This window comes from Mesorhizobium sp. WSM4871, assembly GCF_055811295.1.
In genome coordinates this window covers 64,636-84,344 of record NZ_JBVVPU010000015.1, presented here as the reverse complement: position 1 = coordinate 84,344, position 19,709 = coordinate 64,636, and the positions used below count along the sequence as shown (strand labels likewise).

Genomic DNA, 19,709 nt, shown 5'->3' with positions numbered 1-19,709 from the left:
ACACAATCAAGGAAGAGAAGCGAGAAGATATGAAATCCATTCTCAAGCCGTTCCTGGCGATCGCAGCGATGGCGCTGGGCATGACCGCTGCCGCCACCTTGCCCGCGTCTGCGCTGGTTGAGCTCAACGTCAACAAGGGCAATGTCGAGCCGCTGCCGATCGCCATCACCGATTTCCAGGGTGGCGACGCGCTTGGTGCGGAGATTTCCGGCATCGTCAGCGCCGATCTGAAACGTTCCGGCCTGTTCGCACCGATCGACAAGAGTGCCTTCATCGAGAAGATCTCCAGCCCGGATGCGACACCGCGCTTCGACGACTGGAAGGTGATCAACGCGCAGGCGCTGGTCACTGGCAGCGTTAGCAAGGAAGCCGACGGCCGCATCCGCGCGCAATACCGGCTTTGGGACACTTTTGCCGGCGAGCAGATGTCTGGCGAGCAGTTCTTCGCCAACGACGCCAATCAGCGCCGCGTCGCCCATATCATCGCCGACGCCATCTACGAGCGGATCACCGGCGAGAAGGGCTATTTCGACACCCGCGTCGTCTTCATCGACGAATCCGGCGCCAAGAACGCGCGCAAGAAGCGCCTCGCCATCATGGACCAGGATGGCGCCAATGTCCGTTATCTCTCGAACGGCAAATCGATCGTGCTGACGCCGCGTTTCTCGCCGAACCGGCAGGAAATCACCTATATGTCGTATGAGAGCGGCCAGCCGAAGGTTTATCTCCTGCAGATCGAGACCGGGCAGCGCGAACTGGTCGGCAACTTTCCCGGCATGACCTTTGCGCCGCGCTTTTCGCCCGACGGCCAGAAGGTGATCATGAGCCTGCTGCGCGACGACGGCAATTCCAACATCTTCGCCATGGATCTGAGAAGCCGCTCCACGACCAGGCTGACCAATTCCACCGCGATCGACACGTCGCCTTCTTATTCGCCGGACGGCAGCAAGGTGGTGTTCACTTCCGACCGTGGCGGCCGTGCGCAGATTTATGTGATGGGCGCCGACGGGTCGGGCCAGACCCGCATCTCCTTCGGTGACGGCGTCTATTCGACGCCGGTGTGGTCGCCGCGCGGCGACCTCATCGCCTTCACCAAGCAGACCGGCGGCGAATTCCAGATCGGCGTCATGAAGACTGACGGTTCGGGCGAGCGGATTCTCTCCTCCGGCTTCCAGCAGGAGGGGCCGACCTGGGCGCCGAATGGCCGCGTGCTGATGTTCTTCCGCGATTCGGCCGGTGGGCCGAAGCTGATTTCTGTCGATCTCACCGGCCGCAACGAACAGTCGATCCCGACGGCGAACTTCGCGTCGGATCCGGCCTGGTCGCCGCTCCTCGAGTAAACCAAAGCGTTTTTTCGGCCGGGCCTCCCGCTCGCTTCGTTGCAACTTAGCAACAGTGTCTCAAAAGCCCCGTTTTGGGGCTTTTTTCACGTCAAAGACGCCTTTTGGCCGCATTTCCGCCTACGGTCCGCGACCATTGTGGCGCTCGGTCATTTCGGCTGCGGACGGGCGGCCGAAACCAAATTTTAACCGTGTTTCTTGAATGCCGGTTAACCCAAACGTGGTTACTGGGTGATCAACGAAATCACTCGAAATGCGAAGGAGAGGCGGCATGAGCCGTATCGCAAGACTTACCACAAACCCGGTGATGATCGCGCTTGTCGCGATGCTCGCCATCACCGGTTGCGCCTCTAAGAAGACCCCGAACAGCGCCGCCGACCTTGGCCTCAACGGCGCAGGTGCCGCCACGCCCGGCTCGGCTCAGGACTTCACCGTCAACATCGGCGACCGCATCTTCTTCGATACGGACTCGTCATCGATCCGCGCTGACGCGCAGACGACGCTTTCGCGCCAGGCGCAGTGGCTGAACCAGTACAGGCAGTATGCCATCGTCATCGAAGGCCATGCCGACGAGCGTGGCACGCGCGAATACAATCTGGCGCTCGGCGCCCGGCGCGCCGCAGCCACCCGCGACTTCCTCGTCGCCCGGGGCGTCTCGGCCAGCCGCCTGAAGACAATCTCCTACGGCAAGGAGCGTCCGGTCGCGGTCTGCGACGACATCTCCTGCTGGTCGCAGAACCGCCGCGCCGTGACCACTCTCGGCGGTGGCGCGGGCTCCTAGGTTCAAAAGGGCTAAAGTGTCGTTCACGTCCAAGGCGGCGCTGTAGTCGGCAGAAATGCCACATGTCGATGCGAAAGGGCGGCCATCTGGCCGCCTTTTTCATATGTGGCCTCCTGAAACAAAATTTGGCCGAAGTCTCGCGCCCTGCTAAGAGCCGAGAGCGCTTGGTCCCACTGTGACCGAAAGGCGCAAAAGGCTAACGATTTTCACGGCGAGAGGCACATGCATTTCAGATCGGTCTTGAGCGGCACGCTTGCGCTGCTGCTCGTATCAAGCGTCACCGCATTTGCTAGCGGTACCGGGGCAAGCAGCACCGGGCAGCCAGCAGACAGCGGTTTTTCCTTCCATCTGCCAACGTTGGGTATCTTTGGCCAGAAAAAGAAGGTGGACCAACAGCAGGTCGCGCAACAGGACGGCGCCGGAGTCACCGGCCTGGAGGACCAGCTCCGGCAGATGAACGGCAAGATCGAGGAACTCAATTTCCAGATTCTGCAGATGCAGGAACAGATCCGCAAGCAGCAGGAAGACAACGAATTCCGCTTCCAGCAGTTGGAAGGCGGTTCGCAGGGCGCGCAGCAGCCGCCCGAGCAGAAGAAGTCGGAAGCAACCCCCCAGGACAACAACACCGACAGCAGCGTCGCCGAGGCGCCGGCGACGCAGGCACCGGCCGACGCGGCTGCGCCACCCGCCGGTGGCCAGGGCGCCGGAGAGGTCATCGTCGAATCGCCCACGGGCGATCCCGGCAAGGTGGTGACCGGCGCGCCGCCGAAGACGTTCGGCACCATCACCGTCGACAAGAACGGCAATGTGGTCGACGCCGACGGCACCACGCAGGCAACGGCTCCGGCCGAGTCTACCGCACCGGCCACCGGCGCCCCGGCCGCCAGCGCAAATAACGGCAAGTCCGATGGCACGGTGGTCGCGGCGCTGCCTTCAACCAATGACCCGGAGGAACTTTACCGCAACTCCTACCAGTTCATCCTGTCGGGCGACTACGGCACCGCCGAACAGGGGTTTCGCGATCACATCGCTCGTTTTCCCAAGGACGCCAAGGCGGCGGACGCGCATTACTGGCTGGGTGAATCGCTGCTCGGACAGCAGAAATACCGCGACGCTGCCGAGACGTTCCTCGCCGCCAGCAAGGACTATCCGAAGGCCAAGAAGGCGCCCGACATGCTGCTGAAGCTCGGCGTGTCGCTGGTCGGATTGAACCAGCGCGACGTGGCCTGCGCCACCTTCGGTGAAATCGGCAAGCGTTATCCCGGCATCTCGGGCGCGCTCAAGGAACGCGTCAAGCAGGAACGGGCGCTGGCGGCGTGCTAGTTTTTCTCCTGCATGTCGTTGCCCCGGACCCGCTTTTGGGCGACATGCATTGATGCTCGAAACCGAGCCTGATCTTTCGGAACGCCTTTTTTCTGAAATCGACTTTACCAACGGCGCTGTTGCGGCCGTGTCCGGCGGCAGCGATTCGACCGCCCTCCTCCTCCTCCTCAAGGACCATCTCGACCGTACCGCGCCCGCAACGAAACTGCTGGCGGTGACGATCGATCACGGCCTGCGGCCGGATGCGGCGAGTGAGGCCCGAGTCGTGGCCGGCGTCTGCGCGGAACGCGGCATTGCCCATCGCGTCCTGGCCTGGTCTGGGCCGAAGCCTTCGACCGGCCTGCCCGCCGCCGCGCGCGAGGCACGCTATCGGCTGCTGGCCCAGGCCGCCGAGGGGGAAGGCATTGGCCTGATCCTGACCGGGCACACGGCCGACGACCAGGCCGAGACCGTGCTGATGCGACAAGCACGTGACGAGGAGGAAGGACGAGGCCTTGCCGGCATGGCGCCGGCCACCCTCTATGATTGGCAAAGCTGGATCGTAAGGCCGCTGCTCGGTACACGGCGGACGGCGCTGCGCGAAATCCTGCGGCGCGCAAATGTCGGCTGGGCCGAAGACCCTACCAATGAGGACGATGCTTTCGAGCGGCCTCGCATCCGCGCAGCGCTCTCGGCCGCGGACGGCGGACTGCGTATGGGCAACGCGCTGGCGCTGGCCGGCCGCGCGGCCACCGAGCGCGAAGAGCTTGGCCGTCGGGCGGCCGCGCTGATCCGCAGTCACGCCTCCCAGCCGGCCGATGGCCTCATCCGCCTCGATCCGCACCTTATGGCATCCGGCGACAACCAGGCTGCCGTCTATGCATTGCGCATCCTGCTGGCGACCGTCGGCGGCGTTGGCTTCCTGCCCGACCAGGCCCGCAGCGAAGTCTTGTTCGACCGGCTGAGGGGCGGGCGGTTTGACGCCACCCCGTTTGACGCCACCCCGTTTCGCGCCACCCCGTTTTGCGCCACATTGTCGCGGACGGCGGTCGATGCGCGGCGCACCGGCATCTTCCTGCGCCGCGAAGCCCGCAACCTGCCGCCCGCGGCTCCAGCAGAGGAAAATGCCCTCTGGGATGGCCGCCGGCGGATCACCCGGCGGGTCACATTGAGCGACAGATCGGATGCATTGGTGATCGCATCGCTGTCGGTCGCCCCGCTCGGGGCGGCCTCCGCCGCAAAGCACGCAAATGCCAGGAATGGTACGCCACCAAGCCTCGTCCGCGCCGCGCAGGCGAGCGAACCGGCGTTGTGGCGTGGCGGCGAATGCCTTGGTTTGCGGGGGGATGGCCAGGTCTCGGCAACGATCGCCATCCAGCCGGCCGTTGCGCCCTTTGCCCGCTTCCTGCCGTCCTTCGACTTGGAGCCGGCCGGGGCGGTTGCCGAGCTTGTCGGCGCGCCGCCCGCTCCGGCTCTGCCTTTCGGCCGCCGCAGTGCCGGTTCATGATGGGGCGAAAGCTTAACCGAGACATGCTGTTTAGCTTGGCAAGGGGAGGCGCCCTCCCTATGTTAGGCCCAAGCTTCCTCTTATGACGCGTGTCCGCCAGCGGACACCAACGGGACAATTGATGAATCCGAATTATCGCAATCTCGCGCTCTGGGCGATCATAGCGGTCCTGCTCATCGCCCTCTTCAATCTGTTCCAAACGCCGCAGACGCGCGGCGCATCGAGCGATGTCCCCTATTCGCAGTTCCTGCAGGACGTCGCGGCGGGCCGGGTCAAGACGGTGACGATCGCTGGTGCCCGCATCTCCGGCACCTATACGGACAGCTCCACCGGCTTCCAGACCTATTCGCCTGGCGATCCATCGCTGGTTTCAAGGCTGCAGGACAAGAACGTCACCATCAATGCGCGCCCCGAATCCGATGGCTCCAATTCGCTGTTCGGCTATCTCATCTCCTGGTTGCCGATGATCCTGATTCTTGGCGTCTGGATATTCTTCATGCGCCAGATGCAGTCGGGCTCGGGCCGAGCCATGGGCTTCGGCAAGTCGAAGGCCAAGCTTTTGACCGAGGCGCATGGCCGCGTCACGTTCCAGGATGTCGCCGGCGTTGACGAGGCCAAGGAAGACCTGGAAGAGATCGTCGAATTCCTGCGCGATCCGCAGAAGTTCCAGCGGCTCGGCGGCAAGATTCCGCGCGGCGTGCTTTTGGTCGGCCCTCCCGGAACCGGCAAGACGCTGCTTGCCCGTTCGGTCGCCGGAGAGGCCAATGTGCCGTTCTTCACCATTTCCGGCTCGGACTTCGTCGAGATGTTCGTCGGTGTCGGCGCGAGCCGCGTGCGAGACATGTTCGACCAGGCCAAGAAGAATGCACCTTGCATCATCTTCATCGACGAAATCGACGCGGTCGGCCGCCATCGCGGCGCCGGCCTCGGCGGCGGCAACGATGAGCGCGAACAGACGCTGAATCAGTTGCTGGTCGAGATGGACGGTTTCGAATCCAACGAAAGCATCATCCTGATCGCCGCCACCAACCGCCCCGACGTGCTCGACCCGGCGCTGCTCAGGCCCGGCCGTTTCGACCGCCAGGTGGTGGTGCCGAACCCCGACATCGTCGGCCGCGAGAAGATCCTGAAGGTGCATGTGCGCAATGTGCCGCTGGCGCCCAATGTCGACCTCAAGGTGGTCGCGCGCGGCACGCCGGGCTTTTCCGGCGCCGATCTGATGAACCTCGTCAACGAATCCGCCCTGATGGCGGCGCGGCGCAACAAGCGCCTCGTCACCATGGCCGAGTTCGAGGATGCCAAGGACAAGATCATGATGGGCGCCGAGCGCCGCTCGTCGGCGATGACCCAGGCCGAGAAGGAGCTTACCGCCTATCACGAGGCCGGCCACGCGATCCTGGCGCTCAACGTGCCGTCGGCCGATCCGCTGCACAAGGCGACCATCATCCCGCGCGGCCGGGCGCTTGGCATGGTCATGCAGTTGCCGGAGGGCGACCGCTATTCGATGAGCTACAAATACATGATCTCGCGCCTCGCCATCATGATGGGCGGCCGTGTCGCCGAGGAGTTCAAGTTCGGCAAGGAAAACATCACTTCGGGTGCTTCGTCGGACATCGAGCAGGCGACCAAGCTGGCGCGCGCCATGGTCACGCGCTGGGGCTTTTCCGACAAGCTCGGCCACGTCGCCTATGGCGACAACCAGGAAGAAGTCTTCCTCGGCCACTCGGTGGCGCGTACGCAGAACGTCTCGGAAGAGACGGCGCAGATCATCGATGCCGAAGTGCGCCGGCTGATCGATGAGGCCTATTCGACGGCGAAGTCCATCCTGACCAAGAAGAAGAAGGAATGGATCGCGCTGGCTCAGGGGCTGCTGGAGTACGAGACGCTGTCCGGCGAGGAGATCAAGCAGTTGATCGCCGGCCACAAGCCGGCGCGCGATCTCGGCGACGACACGCCGCCGAGCCGAGGCTCGGCCGTGCCGAAGTCCGGCAGCCGCCGCAAGAAGGGTCCGGAGCCCGAAGGCGGCATGGAACCTCAGCCGTCAAGCTAAGTCGGCCAGGAGACTGAATTAGAAACGCCGCGGCTTGGACTGCGGCGTTTTTGTTTGGAAGGCTTTGTCGCCGGTCAGTCGTAGCCTGAATCTTGCCGCAAGCGTTGGGTGCTGTTCGCTTGGATTTTGACGTCAGGGACGACCAGTTTGTCGAAGCTGGCGCTGTCGGGGAGAGGGGCTGGCTGCGACCTTGGCGCCTTTTTTGCAACGTTGGCGATTGGCGGAATCGTTCTTGACAGCGCCCCCGTCACTACACGGGAGATGATGCCGGCAGGCAGGTAAGAGGGCGGCACCAGCGCTCGCGAATGTCATCGCCAACTGCTTCGACTTAGCCGTCATGCCGCGCGGCGGCAAAAAGCCCGCTAACCTTGCGGTTCGCGGGCTTTCGGTTCCTTCGGATCGTACTGTCGCCGATCAGCTCTTCAGCCTGGCGTTGCACAGGCTGTAGAAGCCGCCGCCTTTCTGGATCCACTTGAGGCCGCCCAGCGTATTGGCGTCCTTGTTGGCATAGTAGGTTTCGAGGCAGGTGTGCATGCGGCCCTTGGCGGGAGTCTCGCCGGCAAACTTCTTCGAGATCGCCGTCGGGAACTTGACGCCCCTGGGCGCCGTGACGGTCGGTGTTTCCGGGTCGCTGGTATAGCTTGCCTCATCGGGGGCCGGCACGGTGTCGTCGTCGGATGCACCGGCGCCGCACGCGCTCTTGCGGAAATCGTTCCACTTCATGCCGTTCAGCGTGTTGCCGGCCTTGGCAGCCTGATATTTGGCGCTGCAATCGGCCATGCTGAGGCCTTTGCCGGTGTCAGTGGTGGTCGCTGCCGTGGTTGTCGTGCTGGCGGGTTCTGCCGCGGCGCTGGCGCCGGCGGCGCATTCGCTCTTGCGGAAGTCGTTCCACTTCATGCCGTTCAGTGTACCGGCGGCTTTCGCGGCTTGATACTTGGTGCTGCATTCTTTCGCCGTCAGGCCTGGTGCGGCGTCATCAGCCGCCGCTGACGACGTGGTCGTCTTGGCGGGTGTTGTGTCGACCGCGGCGGTGGCGCCGGCGGCGCATTCGGTCTTGCGGAAGTCGTTCCACTTCATGCCGTTCAGCGTGTCGGCGGCCTTCGCGGCCTGATATTTGGCGCTGCATTCCTTCGCCGTCAGGCCCGGCGCCGCGTCGTCCGTGGCCGCAGCCTTGGTCGTGTCGGTGGCCTTTGCCGTCTTCTTGGCCGGCTTGGTGTCAGTGGTGGTGGCACTGGCGTCAGTACCGCATTCGGCCTTGCGGAACTGGTTCCAGTTCTGCCCGTTCAGTGTTCCCGCATCCTTGGCCGCATTGTACTTGGTGCTGCACTCGGCCATGGTCAGCGCGTTGGCCGGCGCCGCCAGGAACAAGGTCGCGACGGCAAGGCCCGTCATAGTGGCAAGTCGATGGATGAGCATGGCGTTTCTCCGTTGCTGCCGCCCATATTGTGTCCCTGGCAAATCCATAGCGCTCAACGGGCGGTTGCGCCAGATGCTAAGTCTGCAGGGAGCGTAAAGAAAACGCGTTCTTTGCGACAAGGTGATGAAATCGTTGCCGATCATCGGTTCCAGACAAGGGGTTTTGGCGGATGCATTCGCGCCGGATTGCGCTTTTGCCAGTACCAGTCTATCGCAGCCAAGCCATCCTGTGGTAGCAATCGCCCGGTTTGGCCTGGAGTTTCTGAACCCGACGCGGTTTCATTGGCGAAAGCTCTAAATCCACCACGCCGGCGTGACACAAAACACACAAAACAATGATTTTCTAAGGATTGGTAACGCACAATCATTCAATGTGATGATAGGGGCTCGGGCCAATTGTGGCATGAGTTCCCGGGAAGAACCATCGAGGAAGGTGGCTGGCATGGCAGGACGTTATTTCGGCACGGACGGTATTCGCGGGCGCGCGAACAGGTTTCCAATGACGGCGGAGGTCGCCATGAGGGTCGGCATGGCCGCCGGCCTTTCGTTCCAGCGCGGCAGCCACCGTCATCGCGTCGTGCTCGGCAAGGACACCAGGCTTTCCGGCTACATGATCGAGAATGCGATGGTGGCCGGCCTGTGCGCCGCCGGCATGGACGTGTTCCTGCTCGGGCCGATCCCGACGCCTGCCGTTGCCATGCTGGTGCGCTCGCTGCGCGCCGACATCGGCGTGATGATTTCGGCCTCGCACAATCCCTACTACGACAACGGCATCAAGCTGTTCGGTCCCGACGGCTACAAGCTCTCCGACGAGATCGAGGAGCGCATCGAGGGGATGCTCGACAAGGACATCGATCTGGCGCTCGCCGATTCGGACGGGCTTGGCCGCGCCAAGCGCGTCGACGGCGTGCATGACCGCTATATCGAATTCGCCAAGCGCACGCTGCCGCGGTCAATGTCGCTTTCGGGGCTGCGCATCGTCGTCGATTGCGCCAATGGCGCCGCCTACAAGGTGGCGCCCGAGGCGCTGTGGGAACTCGGCGCCGATGTCGTCGCCCTCAATGTCGACCCCAACGGCTTCAACATCAACAAGGAATGCGGCTCGACCCATCCGGCCGGCCTGCAGAAGAAGGTGCACGAAGTGCGCGCCGATATCGGCATCGCGCTCGACGGTGACGCCGACCGAGTCGTCATCGTCGATGAAAATGGCGCCATCGTCGATGGCGACCAGATCATGGCGCTGATTGCGGAGTCCTGGCAGCAGAGCGGACGATTGGCCGGGGGCGGCGTCGTCTCGACCGTAATGTCCAATCTCGGCCTCGAACGCTTCCTCGGCGACATGAACCTGCAACTGCACCGCACCAAGGTCGGCGACCGTTACGTCGTCGAGCACATGCGCGCGCATGGTCTGAATGTCGGCGGCGAGCAGTCGGGCCACATCGTGCTGTCCGATTTTTCCACGACCGGCGACGGCCTCGTCTCGGCGCTGCAGGTGCTCGCATGCATCAAACGGCAGAACCGGCCGGTCAGCGAATTGTCGAAGAAGTTCGAGCCGGTGCCGCAGCTTCTGAAGAACGTCCATATTTCCGGCGGCAAGCCGCTCGAGGAAGCTCCGGTCAAGGCGGCGATCGAGGATGCGCGCCATCGCCTCGGCAAAGCCGGGCGCCTGGTCATCCGGCCGTCCGGCACGGAGCCGCTCATTCGCGTCATGGCGGAAGGCGACGACCAGCAACTGGTCGAGGCCGTCGTCAACGACATCGTCGAGGTCATTTCGGAAGCGCGCAGCGCCGCCTGATCCCTGCGCCGATCCGAACTGAAGTCGTTCTGAAAGCCCGCCCTCCGGCGGGCTTTTTCGTTCGACTTGTGCGTTCGCCACCTGCAGCAACGGCCGCCCCAATCCCTGGAATTCTAAAGATTCGTGGTTAAGCAATAGGGTTAAATGCCTTTTAACCTTTGCAATTCATTATCCACGCTGAAATCAACCACAGCCGGACGCGTTCGCCGTTCCGAGGGTTCTCAGGGGTGACAAGTATGTTCAATACAGCAAGAATGGCCCTCTTTGCCGCGCTGTTGGCAGGCGTAGCCGGTCCGGCGTTCGCCGCCGACTTCGTCGAGCCGCCGGTGGTCGAGCAGGCGCCGCCGGCGCCCATCTATGAACAACCGGCCGAATTTGGCGGCTGGTATATTCGCGGCGACATCGACTATCACTGGTCGAAGTTTCGCGGCGGCGACTATATCACCTACGGCGACACACCCGGCACCGGCAGCTTTGACAGCGGCAAGCTGGACGGCGCCTTCTCGGCTGGTGCCGGCGTCGGTTACCAGATCAACCGGCATTTCCGCACCGACCTGACCGCGGACTGGATGAGCAAATCCAAATTCCGCGGCTCTACCACCGGCATCTGCCTCGATGGAGATCCCTGTACTTCGGTCGACACCTCATCCTATACGGCGCTGCTGCTTCTCGCCAACGCCTATGTCGATATCGGCACATGGCACGGCGTCACGCCCTATGTCGGCGCCGGCATCGGCGGCGCCTGGGTCAAGTGGGATACACTCCACAACACCATCGAGGACGGTTCGTTTCAGCATGCCGGCGGCAAGGGCTGGCGTTTTGCCTATGCCGCCATGGCTGGCGCATCCTACTGCTTGACTGATCGGGTCAAGCTCGATGTCGGCTATCGCTACAGCCATATCGAGGGCGGTAAGATGTTCAATTTCGCCAGCGGCGTTGGTCCCGGTTACGACAAGGGCATCAATGTGCACGAAGTGCGCGGCGGCCTGCGCTACCAGTTCGGTAACTCGGATTGCGCTCCGCCTCCGGAGCCCTATGTTCCGGAGCCAGAGCCGGTCTATACGAAGTAAACGCTTCGAAAACCAAAGATCTTCGAACCGCCCGGCAAGCCGGGCGGTTTTTGTTTTGACCCGTCCCTAAGTCTAAACGGACTTCAACTTACCCCTGGTGGAAAGCCAATCGAAATCAATTCGGTAACCGCCTGTTATCCTTAACCGGCACTTAACCACTATGGTTAACAATGCCTCCTGAGATGGCGCTTGTGAAAGGCGCGAAGTTCGGGAGTCGGGGACCATGACATTCAAGACGCGCATCGCGCTGGCGCTCGCCGCAATCATGCTTACGCCGCTGTCGCAGGCGCTCGGCGCCGACTACGATCCGCCTGTCTATGTCGACCAGGCGCCTGACTATGTGCCGGTCGAGGTCGGCTCCGGATGGTATCTGCGCGGCGATGTCGGCTACCTGCCGCAAACGAGCTTCGAGGATCAGGATTTCGCCTTCACCCCCGCTAGCGAAAGCGAGAGCGAAGACGCGTATTTCGCGAGCATCGGCTTCGGATATCATTTCAATGATTACCTCCGCGCCGATATCAACCTCGGCTATCTGCCCGGCAACAAGTTCAGCTTCAGCTATGACGATTCGGCGACGGCGGCAGAACCGACCGTGGCGTCTGGAAACCTCAAGAACAATGCGATCTCGGGCATACTAAACGGCTATGTGGATCTCGGCACATATGTCGGCATTACGCCTTATATCGGCGCAGGCATCGGCGTCGTTCGAAGCAAATATGATCTCTCGGCGAGCTATTTTACCGACAATGGCAACGACACGGATGATTTTGACCAGCATAGCTCCAAGGCGAAATATTCTGTGGCCTATACGTTGAATGCGGGCCTTGCCTATCAGGTTTCAAAGAATGTGCAGGTCGATCTGGGCTACCAGTATTTTTCCGCTCCCGATGCCGAATACATCACTGCCGCGAGCCTGAATTCGTTCCCTGTTCAAAAAGGGATCAGCAACCATCAGGTCAAACTCGGGCTGCGCTACGATCTCTGGTAGCAGGCTCGGTATGCATGAAAACACCGACGGCGGATCTCCTGGTCCGCCGTTTGCATTTAAGTCACGACATCCTGATCACAGATCGCCGGTATCCCGGCAGCGACAAAAACTTTCCCCTTGACGCCGGAAACCTGAACGCATATCGCCGTCCGTGGGCCACCCCTCCCCAACGAGGGGCCACTATCTGGAAGGATAGACCACGATGACGACGCAAACGAAGCCCGGACTCCGTCCGGCAAATCCCAATTTTTCCTCAGGTCCATGCGCAAAACGTCCCGGCTGGTCGGTCGAGGCGCTGGCCAAGGCCGCGCTCGGGCGCTCGCACCGCGCCAAGATCGGCAAGGCCAAGCTCGAACAGGCGATCGAGCTGACGCGCGAGATCCTTCAGGTCCCGGCGGATTATCGCATCGGCATCGTGCCGGCGTCGGACACCGGCGCGGTCGAGATGGCGCTGTGGTCGCTGCTCGGCGAGCGCGGCGTCGACATGGTCGCCTGGGAAAGCTTCGGCTCCGGCTGGATCACCGATGTGGTCAAGCAACTGAAGCTCGCCGACGTACGCAAGATCGAAGCCGGCTACGGCGTGCTGCCCGACCTCACAAAGATCGATTTCGACCGCGACGTGGTCTTCACCTGGAACGGCACGACCTCGGGCGTGCGCGTTCCCAATGGCGATTTCATCCCGGCCGCTCGCAAAGGTCTGACCATCTGCGATGCGACCTCGGCGGCGTTTGCGCAACGCCTCGATTTCAGCAAGCTGGATGTCGTCACCTTCTCCTGGCAGAAAGTGCTGGGCGGCGAGGGCGCACACGGCATGCTGATCCTCAGCCCGCGCGCCGTCGAGCGGCTGGAGAGCTACAAGCCGGCCTGGCCGCTGCCAAAAATCTTCCGCCTCACCTCGGGCGGCAAGCTCATCGAAGGCATCTTCAAGGGCGAGACCATCAATACGCCGTCGATGCTGTGCGTGGAGGATTATCTCGATGCACTCCATTGGGCGAAGTCGATCGGCGGGCTCGACGCATTGATTGCCCGCGCCGACGCCAATGCCGCCGTTATCGACGGCTTCCTCGACAAATCCTCTTGGCTCGGCCATCTCGCGATCGACCCGGCGACGCGGTCGAACACGTCGGTTTGTCTTTCCTTCGCCGACCGGCAAGTTACAGCCCTCGACGCCGACGGGCAGGCGGCCTTCGCCAAGGGGCTGGTCTCCGCGCTCGACAAGGAGGGTGTCGCCTACGACATCGGCGCCTATCGCGACGCGCCGCCCGGTCTGCGCATATGGTGCGGGGCGACGGTCGAAACTTCCGACCTCGAGGCGCTGCTGCCTTGGCTAGACTGGGCCTTCGCCCGGCAGAAGGCGTCGCTCAAGGCGGCCGCCTGATCCCTCCCCCTCGAGGGGAGGGTGGCCCGAAGAGCCGGGTGGGTCCTCTCCACCTGACTCGACACTCTCTTACGAAGATCAGGCCGCGTCCGGCCGTACCGACCCCACCCCGGCGCTTCGCGCCGACCCTCCCCTCAAGGGGGAGGGACGCCAATCGCAAAGGATCACGCCAATGCCCCGCGTTCTCGTCTCAGACAAACTCTCCACCACCGCCGTGCAGATCTTCAAGGACCGCGGCATCGAGGTCGACTATTTGCCGGACCTCGGCAAGGACAAGGAAAAGCTGCTTGAAGTGATCGGCCAGTATGACGGCCTCGCCATTCGTTCTGCGACGAAGGTCACCGAGAAGCTGATCAACGCCGCCACAAGGCTCAAGGTGGTCGGCCGCGCCGGCATCGGTGTCGACAATGTCGACATCCCGGCGGCGAGCCGCAAGGGCATTATCGTGATGAACACGCCCTTCGGCAATTCAATCACCACGGCGGAACATGCCGTCGCCATGATCTTCGCACTGGCCCGCCAGATACCGGAAGCCAATGCCTCGACCCATGCCGGCAAATGGGAAAAGAACCGGTTCATGGGCATCGAGATCACCGGCAAGACGCTGGGCGTCATCGGTTGCGGCAATATCGGCTCGATCGTCGCCACGCGCGGTGTCGGGTTGAAGATGCACGTCATCGCCTTCGACCCGTTTTTGTCGGACAGCCGTGCCGAAGAGCTCGGCGTTGAAAAGGTCGAGCTGGACCAATTGTTCGCCCGCGCCGACTTCATCACCCTGCACACGCCGCTGACCGACAAGACGCGCAACATCATCGACGCAGCCGCCATCGCCAAGATGAAGACCGGCGTGCGCATCATCAACTGCGCCCGCGGCGGGCTAATCGTCGAGGCCGATCTGATTGCGGCGCTGAAGAGCGGCAAGGTGGCTGGCGCCGGCATCGATGTGTTCGAGGTCGAGCCGGCGGAGAACAACGAACTGTTCGGCATGGAGAATGTGGTGGCGACGCCGCATCTCGGCGCCTCGACAACCGAGGCGCAGGAAAATGTCGCCCTGCAGGTCGCCGAGCAGATGGCCGACTATCTGATCAAGGGCGCCGTCTCCAACGCCATCAACATGCCCTCGATCACCGCCGAGGAAGCGCCGCGGCTCAAACCTTTCGTCAAGCTGGCCGAGGTGCTTGGCGCCTTTGTCGGCCAGGTCACCGAGGATCCGATCAAGGAGGTCGAGATCCTGTTCGATGGTTCCACCGCGACGATGAACACGCGCGCCCTGATCAGCGCCGCGCTTGCCGGGCTGATCCGGCCGCAGGTCTCCGACGTCAACATGGTGTCGGCGCCGATCATGGTGAAGGAGCGCGGCATTATCGTCGCCGAGGTCAAGCGCGACAAATCGGGCGTGTTCGACGGCTATATCAAGCTGACGGTCAAGACCGAGCACATGACGCGTTCGATCGCCGGCACCTGCTTTTCGGACGGCAAGCCGCGCTTCATCCAGATCAAAGGCATCAATCTCGACGCCGAGGTCGGCCAGCATATGCTCTACACGACCAATGCCGACGCGCCCGGCATCATCGGCCTGCTCGGCACGGTCTGCGGCGAGAACGGCGTCAACATCGCCAACTTCCAGCTCGGCCGCAACCGGCCGGGCGGCGACGCCATCGCACTGCTCTATCTCGATGCGCCGTTCCCGGAAAACGTGCTGGAGCAGGTGCGCTCGCACAAATCGATCGACTCGGCCAAGAGGCTGCATTTCGATGTGGGCGTTGCTTGAGACGAGGTCAGAAGTTTCCAGTCGATCGCGTTTGAGGACAGCGCATCATAGCAGCTCCGCGTGCCTTGAGAGGCGCGCGGAGCGGTTCGCCATGATTGCCTGATTGCCGTTACCTGCAGAGAAAGCCGGGGGCGATCTTGCACTGCGGCTTGTGCGGCCGTGGCGGGCGCGGCTTGTGCGCCGGTGCGGTCTATACGGACGGTAATGCGGCGGGCGAATGATAACGTGTGGCTGCACGATGATCGGCCGGGCATAGGCGCGGTCCAGATAGTTTGCACTGGCCCAGCCGCGTATTCCAGCGGCGCGAATCGAGCACCCAGCTTCCTTCGCAGCCGAACACTGTCGCCCCTGGCCGGCCGGCAGTGTCGCGGCCCTGGCATAGTCGGGGCCGCTTCGTACATTCAATGTCGTGGTGGTGTGGGCGGTGGCTGCTGAGGTCGAAGCCGGAAAAGCTGCCAACCGGCGTGAGGGCGACGACGGGCTGTGGTTTGCCCGATCCTTAACGGTGGGCATAGGCCGGCTATATCGCCATCTTCCTTCCCTTGTATTCTGCCAGGCTGATGCCGCCGAGCACCAGTACGAGCGCCAGGGCCTGATAAAGGTGGAATGTCTCGCCGACGATCAGCACCGACAGCAGCGTGCCGAAGATCGGCACCAGGTTGATGAACAGGCCGGCCCGGTTGGCGCCGATCAATTCGTTGCCCCTGATGTAGAAGATCTGCGAGACGATCGAGGCGCCGATGGCAGTGTAGAGTGTAACCGCCCAGCCGCGGGCATCAGGCACGATGACCTTGCCGGCGGCGATTTCCCACAGGAAGAAAGGCAGCGACGTGACGAGGGCCGCAATCGACAGTGCCAGTATCAGGCTCTGCCAGCGCATGGCCGGTTTCAATCGCAACCCGACCGAATAGCCGCTGTAGAGAACCACGGCGACCAGCATGATCGCATCGCCGAAATTGAGCTCCAGCGTCAGCAGTCGTCGAGGATCGCCGTGGCAGGCGGTAAGGATCACCCCGGCGATGGTCAGCACCACGCCGACAATCTGGGCCCAATTCACGCGCAAGCGAAAAAATAGGAAATTGGCGACGATGATCAGGATTGGCATCGCCGCCTGTTCGATCGAGACGTTGATCGCCGTGGTGTAGTTGAGGGCCGTGTAAAAGATCACGTTGAAAAAGGTGAAACCGCTGGCGCCCAGCGCCGCCAGTATCAGCCAGTGCCTGCGCACCAAGGGCCAGTCCTCGCGCAGTGCGCGCCAGCCGATCGGCAGCATGATCAAAACGGCCAGCACCCAGCGCAGGAAGACCAGCGTCATCGGCGAAACATGATCGACCGCCAGCTTGCCGGCCACGGAGTTGCCACCCCACAGCAAGGTGGTGATCAGCAGGAAGAGATAGGCGCTTCGATGCATGGCTGAAGGTCCGGCCGGTGGAGGGGCTTTGAGGGTTTGCGCCGGCCTTAAAGCACGTCGCGTTGAACAGTTTCATGCGACGCGCTTCAAGCTCTTGTTTTGTGCATGTCGTTTGTCGCAAAACCGCTGCGCACTTTTGCGCGACATGCATTATTGCCACGGTCTGCCCAAGTAAATGATGGCAAAGCTGAAAATTGTTGTGCCTCAAGGCGTTTTCAGCGGCAAAGAATGGTCGCGCCGGCCTGCTCTAGACGCTATAGAGCGACATGCGTCCAATTGGATGCACAAAGTATGCGTCTCAAGGCTTTGAACCTTCGCATCGATTTCGGGAAATCGATTCCGATTTTCCGGCGGATGCGGTAGAGGCCTGTCGTCTCGAACCATTCAAGCCGCATCGAGCGGCGTTTCAAGGGAATGAAACATGGCCAATGTGGTGGTCGTCGGCTCGCAGTGGGGCGACGAGGGCAAAGGCAAGATCGTCGACTGGCTGTCGGAACGCGCCGACGTCGTCGTGCGCTTCCAGGGCGGCCACAATGCCGGCCACACGCTGGTCGTCGACGGCAAGGTCTACAAGCTGTCGCTGCTGCCGTCCGGCGTGGTGCGGCAAGGCAAACTGTCCATCATCGGCAATGGCGTCGTCTTCGATCCGCACGCCTTCGTCGCGGAAGTGGCGAAATTGAAGGCGCAAGGCGTCGAGGTGACGCCGGAGCGCCTGAAAATAGCCGAAAACACCGCGCTTATCCTGTCCTTGCACCGGGAACTGGACGGTTTCCGCGAGGACGCCGCCTCCAATTCCGGAACGAAGATTGGCACGACCCGTCGCGGCATCGGCCCCGCCTATGAGGACAAGGTGGGCCGGCGCGCGGTCAGGGTGATGGATTTAGCGGATTTGGAAACACTGCCCCTGAAGGTCGACAGGCTGCTGACGCACCACAATGCGCTGCGCCGCGGGCTCGGCCATGACGAGGTCACGCATGACGCCATCATGCAGGAACTGGGTTCGGTCGCCGACGAGATCCTGCCCTACATGGACCGCGTCTGGAAGATCCTCGACGACAAGCGGCGCGCCGGCGAGCGCATCCTGTTCGAGGGCGCGCAGGGCACGTTGCTCGACATCGACCATGGCACCTATCCGTTCGTCACCTCGTCCAACACGGTCGCCGGTCAGGCCTCCGCCGGTTCCGGCGTCGGTCCGGGCGCCATCGGCTATGTGCTCGGCATCACCAAGGCCTATACGACGCGTGTCGGCGAAGGTCCGTTTCCGACCGAACAGAAGAACGAGATCGGCGAGTTCCTTGGCACGCGCGGCCACGAATTCGGCGTCGTCACCGGCCGCAAGCGCCGCTGCGGCTGGTTCGATGCGGTGCTGGTTCGCCAGGCCGTCGCGGTCAACGGCATCAAGGGCATCGCGCTGACCAAGCTCGACGTGCTCGACGGGCTGGAAGAGATCAAGGTCTGCACCGGCTACCGGCTCGATGGCGAGATGATCGACTATCTGCCGGCCAGCCAGGGTGCGCAGGCGCGCGTCGAACCGGTCTATGAGACGCTCGAGGGCTGGAAAGGCACCACCGCCGGCGCCAGAAGCTGGAACGATCTACCGGCCCAGGCCGTCAAATATGTCCGTTACATCGAAGAACTGATCGGCGCGCCAGTCGCACTGCTCTCCACCAGCCCGGAACGGGACGACACGATACTTGTGACCGACCCGTTTCAAGATTAGTTTCTCAGCCTTTCCGGGCATCGCGGCTGATTTGCGGGGGCCGGCCCAGAGACAAAATGCAGGTCGACTGAAGCATGGTAGATTTTGTTAGTCCTCTGAAGAAGACGCTTAATGGCATCGTTGACCCGACGCCCGAGATACGCGCGCGTGTCTATGACAAGGCTCGCTCCACCATCGCGGAAAAGCTTGCCAAGCATACGCCGCCGCTGGCGCCTTCGGCCATCGCCCAGCATAAGCGTACCCTGGAAGACGCCATCGCCAGCATCGAGCGGGACTATGTCAAGCCTGCGCCGGCGTCCGATCCGCTGGCGGAACTGGAAGACATCTTCTCTTCCATCGACCGCAACAAGAACCAATCCAGCCATGTCCGGCAACCGGCAAAGACTGAGCCGGCATGGCAGCCCGCGCCCGCCGCCAAGACGGCGCCGAACACACCTGCGCCTAGCTGGCAAAAACCGCAACCGGCTCCGCTTCCTCCAGGCCGCGTCGATCCGGCGCCCTCGGGCAAGGATTTTCAAGAGACGGTCGACAGGAACGATGCGTCCAGGGAGGATGGCTTCAGGAGCGACGCCTTTTCCAATGACGAAGAGCCGGCGGCGGACACCTTCCCGCGCTTGCGCCCTGCCGAGCGCAAGCGCGGCTATGGTGGCCTGATCGCCGCAGTCGTCGGCTTGCTCGTCATCGCCGGCGGCGGCTATGGCATCTGGCTCAACAAGGACGCGTTCAGCGATATGCTGGGCCTCGGCGACACCAAGGTCGCGACCACCGAACCGCTGGTGAAGCCGGCGCCGGCCAAGCCGGCAACCGATGCCGCGGCAACGGCGCCGGCCACACCGGCCGCCAACGACGCCGCCGAAAGCGCCAAGTTCACCCAGCGCCTGACGCCCGAGGGCGGTGAGGTCGATCCCGGCCCCGCGGCAGGGCATACCGGCATCGGCGAGGGCGAATCCGTCGCGGCTTTGACCACGCCGCCGCCAGCCGCACCCGCGGCCCCCGCTGGCGAGGCGCCCATCGCCAATGCGCCTGCGGCCAATACGCCAGCGCCAGCGGCCCCTGCGACACCGCCAGCCGCCGGCGCCGCCCCGGCCCCCCCCGCCCAAGCCCGCGCCGTAGCGGCGCCCCGCCCCCCCCCGCCCCCCCCGCCCGCCCCCCCCGCCGGAACCGCCCGAGCCGTCCGCCA

The 19,709-nt window shown here is 63.0% G+C and carries 13 protein-coding genes and 1 pseudogene; 12 read left to right on the top strand and 2 right to left on the bottom strand.

What is annotated here, in order from left to right:
• Nucleotides 1-29 precede the first annotated feature (29 nt).
• From tolB to ftsH, 5 genes are all read left to right on the top strand, one after another.
• Nucleotides 30-1,340, top strand: coding sequence for a Tol-Pal system beta propeller repeat protein TolB (gene tolB / locus AC0L2H_RS27050; protein WP_473593095.1), 1,311 nt, complete (start codon nucleotides 30-32; stop codon nucleotides 1,338-1,340).
• A 271-nt stretch (nucleotides 1,341-1,611) separates the two neighbouring features.
• The gene (gene pal / locus AC0L2H_RS27045) at nucleotides 1,612-2,121 is read left to right on the top strand and encodes a peptidoglycan-associated lipoprotein Pal (protein ID WP_473593094.1); all 510 of its coding nucleotides are present in this window, start codon (nucleotides 1,612-1,614) and stop codon (nucleotides 2,119-2,121) included.
• Between the two features lie 222 nt (nucleotides 2,122-2,343).
• Entirely contained in the window at nucleotides 2,344-3,444 is a 1,101-nt protein-coding gene (gene ybgF, locus AC0L2H_RS27040) for a tol-pal system protein YbgF (protein ID WP_473593093.1), read from the top strand.
• Nucleotides 3,445-3,496: 52 nt separating this feature from the next.
• Nucleotides 3,497-4,930, top strand: coding sequence for a tRNA lysidine(34) synthetase TilS (gene tilS, locus AC0L2H_RS27035; RefSeq protein WP_473593092.1), 1,434 nt, complete (start codon nucleotides 3,497-3,499; stop codon nucleotides 4,928-4,930).
• Between the two features lie 121 nt (nucleotides 4,931-5,051).
• The gene (gene ftsH, locus AC0L2H_RS27030) at nucleotides 5,052-6,980 is read left to right on the top strand and encodes an ATP-dependent zinc metalloprotease FtsH (RefSeq protein WP_473593091.1); all 1,929 of its coding nucleotides are present in this window, start codon (nucleotides 5,052-5,054) and stop codon (nucleotides 6,978-6,980) included.
• Nucleotides 6,981-7,394: 414 nt separating this feature from the next.
• On the opposite strand, the gene AC0L2H_RS27025 is transcribed toward ftsH, so the two are convergent.
• Nucleotides 7,395-8,057, bottom strand: coding sequence for a hypothetical protein (locus tag AC0L2H_RS27025; RefSeq protein WP_473593171.1), 663 nt, complete (start codon nucleotides 8,055-8,057; stop codon nucleotides 7,395-7,397).
• Between the two features lie 781 nt (nucleotides 8,058-8,838).
• Here AC0L2H_RS27025 and glmM point away from each other — a divergent pair.
• From glmM to serA, 5 genes are all read left to right on the top strand, one after another.
• Nucleotides 8,839-10,191, top strand: coding sequence for a phosphoglucosamine mutase (glmM, locus tag AC0L2H_RS27020; RefSeq protein WP_473593090.1), 1,353 nt, complete (start codon nucleotides 8,839-8,841; stop codon nucleotides 10,189-10,191).
• A gap of 236 nt (nucleotides 10,192-10,427) precedes the next feature.
• Entirely contained in the window at nucleotides 10,428-11,261 is an 834-nt protein-coding gene (locus AC0L2H_RS27015; protein ID WP_473593089.1) for an outer membrane protein, read from the top strand.
• A 223-nt stretch (nucleotides 11,262-11,484) separates the two neighbouring features.
• A complete protein-coding gene (locus AC0L2H_RS27010; protein ID WP_473593088.1) occupies nucleotides 11,485-12,249 on the top strand; it encodes an outer membrane protein in 765 nt (254 codons plus the stop codon).
• Between the two features lie 202 nt (nucleotides 12,250-12,451).
• Nucleotides 12,452-13,627, top strand: coding sequence for a phosphoserine transaminase (locus AC0L2H_RS27005; RefSeq protein WP_473593087.1), 1,176 nt, complete (start codon nucleotides 12,452-12,454; stop codon nucleotides 13,625-13,627).
• Between the two features lie 172 nt (nucleotides 13,628-13,799).
• Nucleotides 13,800-15,398 (top strand): phosphoglycerate dehydrogenase, encoded by a 1,599-nt coding sequence (gene serA / locus AC0L2H_RS27000; protein WP_473593086.1) that lies wholly within the window; start codon nucleotides 13,800-13,802, stop codon nucleotides 15,396-15,398.
• A 520-nt stretch (nucleotides 15,399-15,918) separates the two neighbouring features.
• On the opposite strand, the gene AC0L2H_RS26995 is transcribed toward serA, so the two are convergent.
• Nucleotides 15,919-16,809 (bottom strand): DMT family transporter, encoded by an 891-nt coding sequence (locus tag AC0L2H_RS26995; RefSeq protein ID WP_473593085.1) that lies wholly within the window; start codon nucleotides 16,807-16,809, stop codon nucleotides 15,919-15,921.
• Between the two features lie 421 nt (nucleotides 16,810-17,230).
• Here AC0L2H_RS26995 and AC0L2H_RS26990 point away from each other — a divergent pair, with 421 nt between their 5' ends.
• Nucleotides 17,231-18,529: an adenylosuccinate synthase gene (locus tag AC0L2H_RS26990; protein ID WP_473593084.1), complete on the top strand. Its 1,299-nt coding sequence runs from the start codon at nucleotides 17,231-17,233 to the stop codon at nucleotides 18,527-18,529.
• A 74-nt stretch (nucleotides 18,530-18,603) separates the two neighbouring features.
• A pseudogene (locus tag AC0L2H_RS26985) lies at nucleotides 18,604-19,709 on the top strand (hypothetical protein); the annotation flags it as partial.

Bases quoted from the DNA above. Each gene is read 5' to 3' on its own strand.
- AC0L2H_RS27025 (WP_473593171.1), bottom strand. From the start codon at position 8,057: ATGAAGTGGAACGACTTCCGCAAGACCGAATGCGCCGCCGGCGCCACC.
- AC0L2H_RS27010 (WP_473593088.1), top strand. From the start codon at position 11,485: ATGACATTCAAGACGCGCATCGCGCTGGCGCTCGCCGCAATCATGCTT.
- ybgF (WP_473593093.1), top strand. From the start codon at position 2,344: ATGCATTTCAGATCGGTCTTGAGCGGCACGCTTGCGCTGCTGCTCGTA.
- tilS (WP_473593092.1), top strand. From the start codon at position 3,497: ATGCTCGAAACCGAGCCTGATCTTTCGGAACGCCTTTTTTCTGAAATC.
- tolB (WP_473593095.1), top strand. From the start codon at position 30: ATGAAATCCATTCTCAAGCCGTTCCTGGCGATCGCAGCGATGGCGCTG.
- AC0L2H_RS26990 (WP_473593084.1), top strand. From the start codon at position 17,231: ATGGCCAATGTGGTGGTCGTCGGCTCGCAGTGGGGCGACGAGGGCAAA.
- AC0L2H_RS27005 (WP_473593087.1), top strand. From the start codon at position 12,452: ATGACGACGCAAACGAAGCCCGGACTCCGTCCGGCAAATCCCAATTTT.
- serA (WP_473593086.1), top strand. From the start codon at position 13,800: ATGCCCCGCGTTCTCGTCTCAGACAAACTCTCCACCACCGCCGTGCAG.
- AC0L2H_RS26995 (WP_473593085.1), bottom strand. From the start codon at position 16,809: ATGCATCGAAGCGCCTATCTCTTCCTGCTGATCACCACCTTGCTGTGG.
- pal (WP_473593094.1), top strand. From the start codon at position 1,612: ATGAGCCGTATCGCAAGACTTACCACAAACCCGGTGATGATCGCGCTT.
- AC0L2H_RS27015 (WP_473593089.1), top strand. From the start codon at position 10,428: ATGTTCAATACAGCAAGAATGGCCCTCTTTGCCGCGCTGTTGGCAGGC.
- ftsH (WP_473593091.1), top strand. From the start codon at position 5,052: ATGAATCCGAATTATCGCAATCTCGCGCTCTGGGCGATCATAGCGGTC.
- glmM (WP_473593090.1), top strand. From the start codon at position 8,839: ATGGCAGGACGTTATTTCGGCACGGACGGTATTCGCGGGCGCGCGAAC.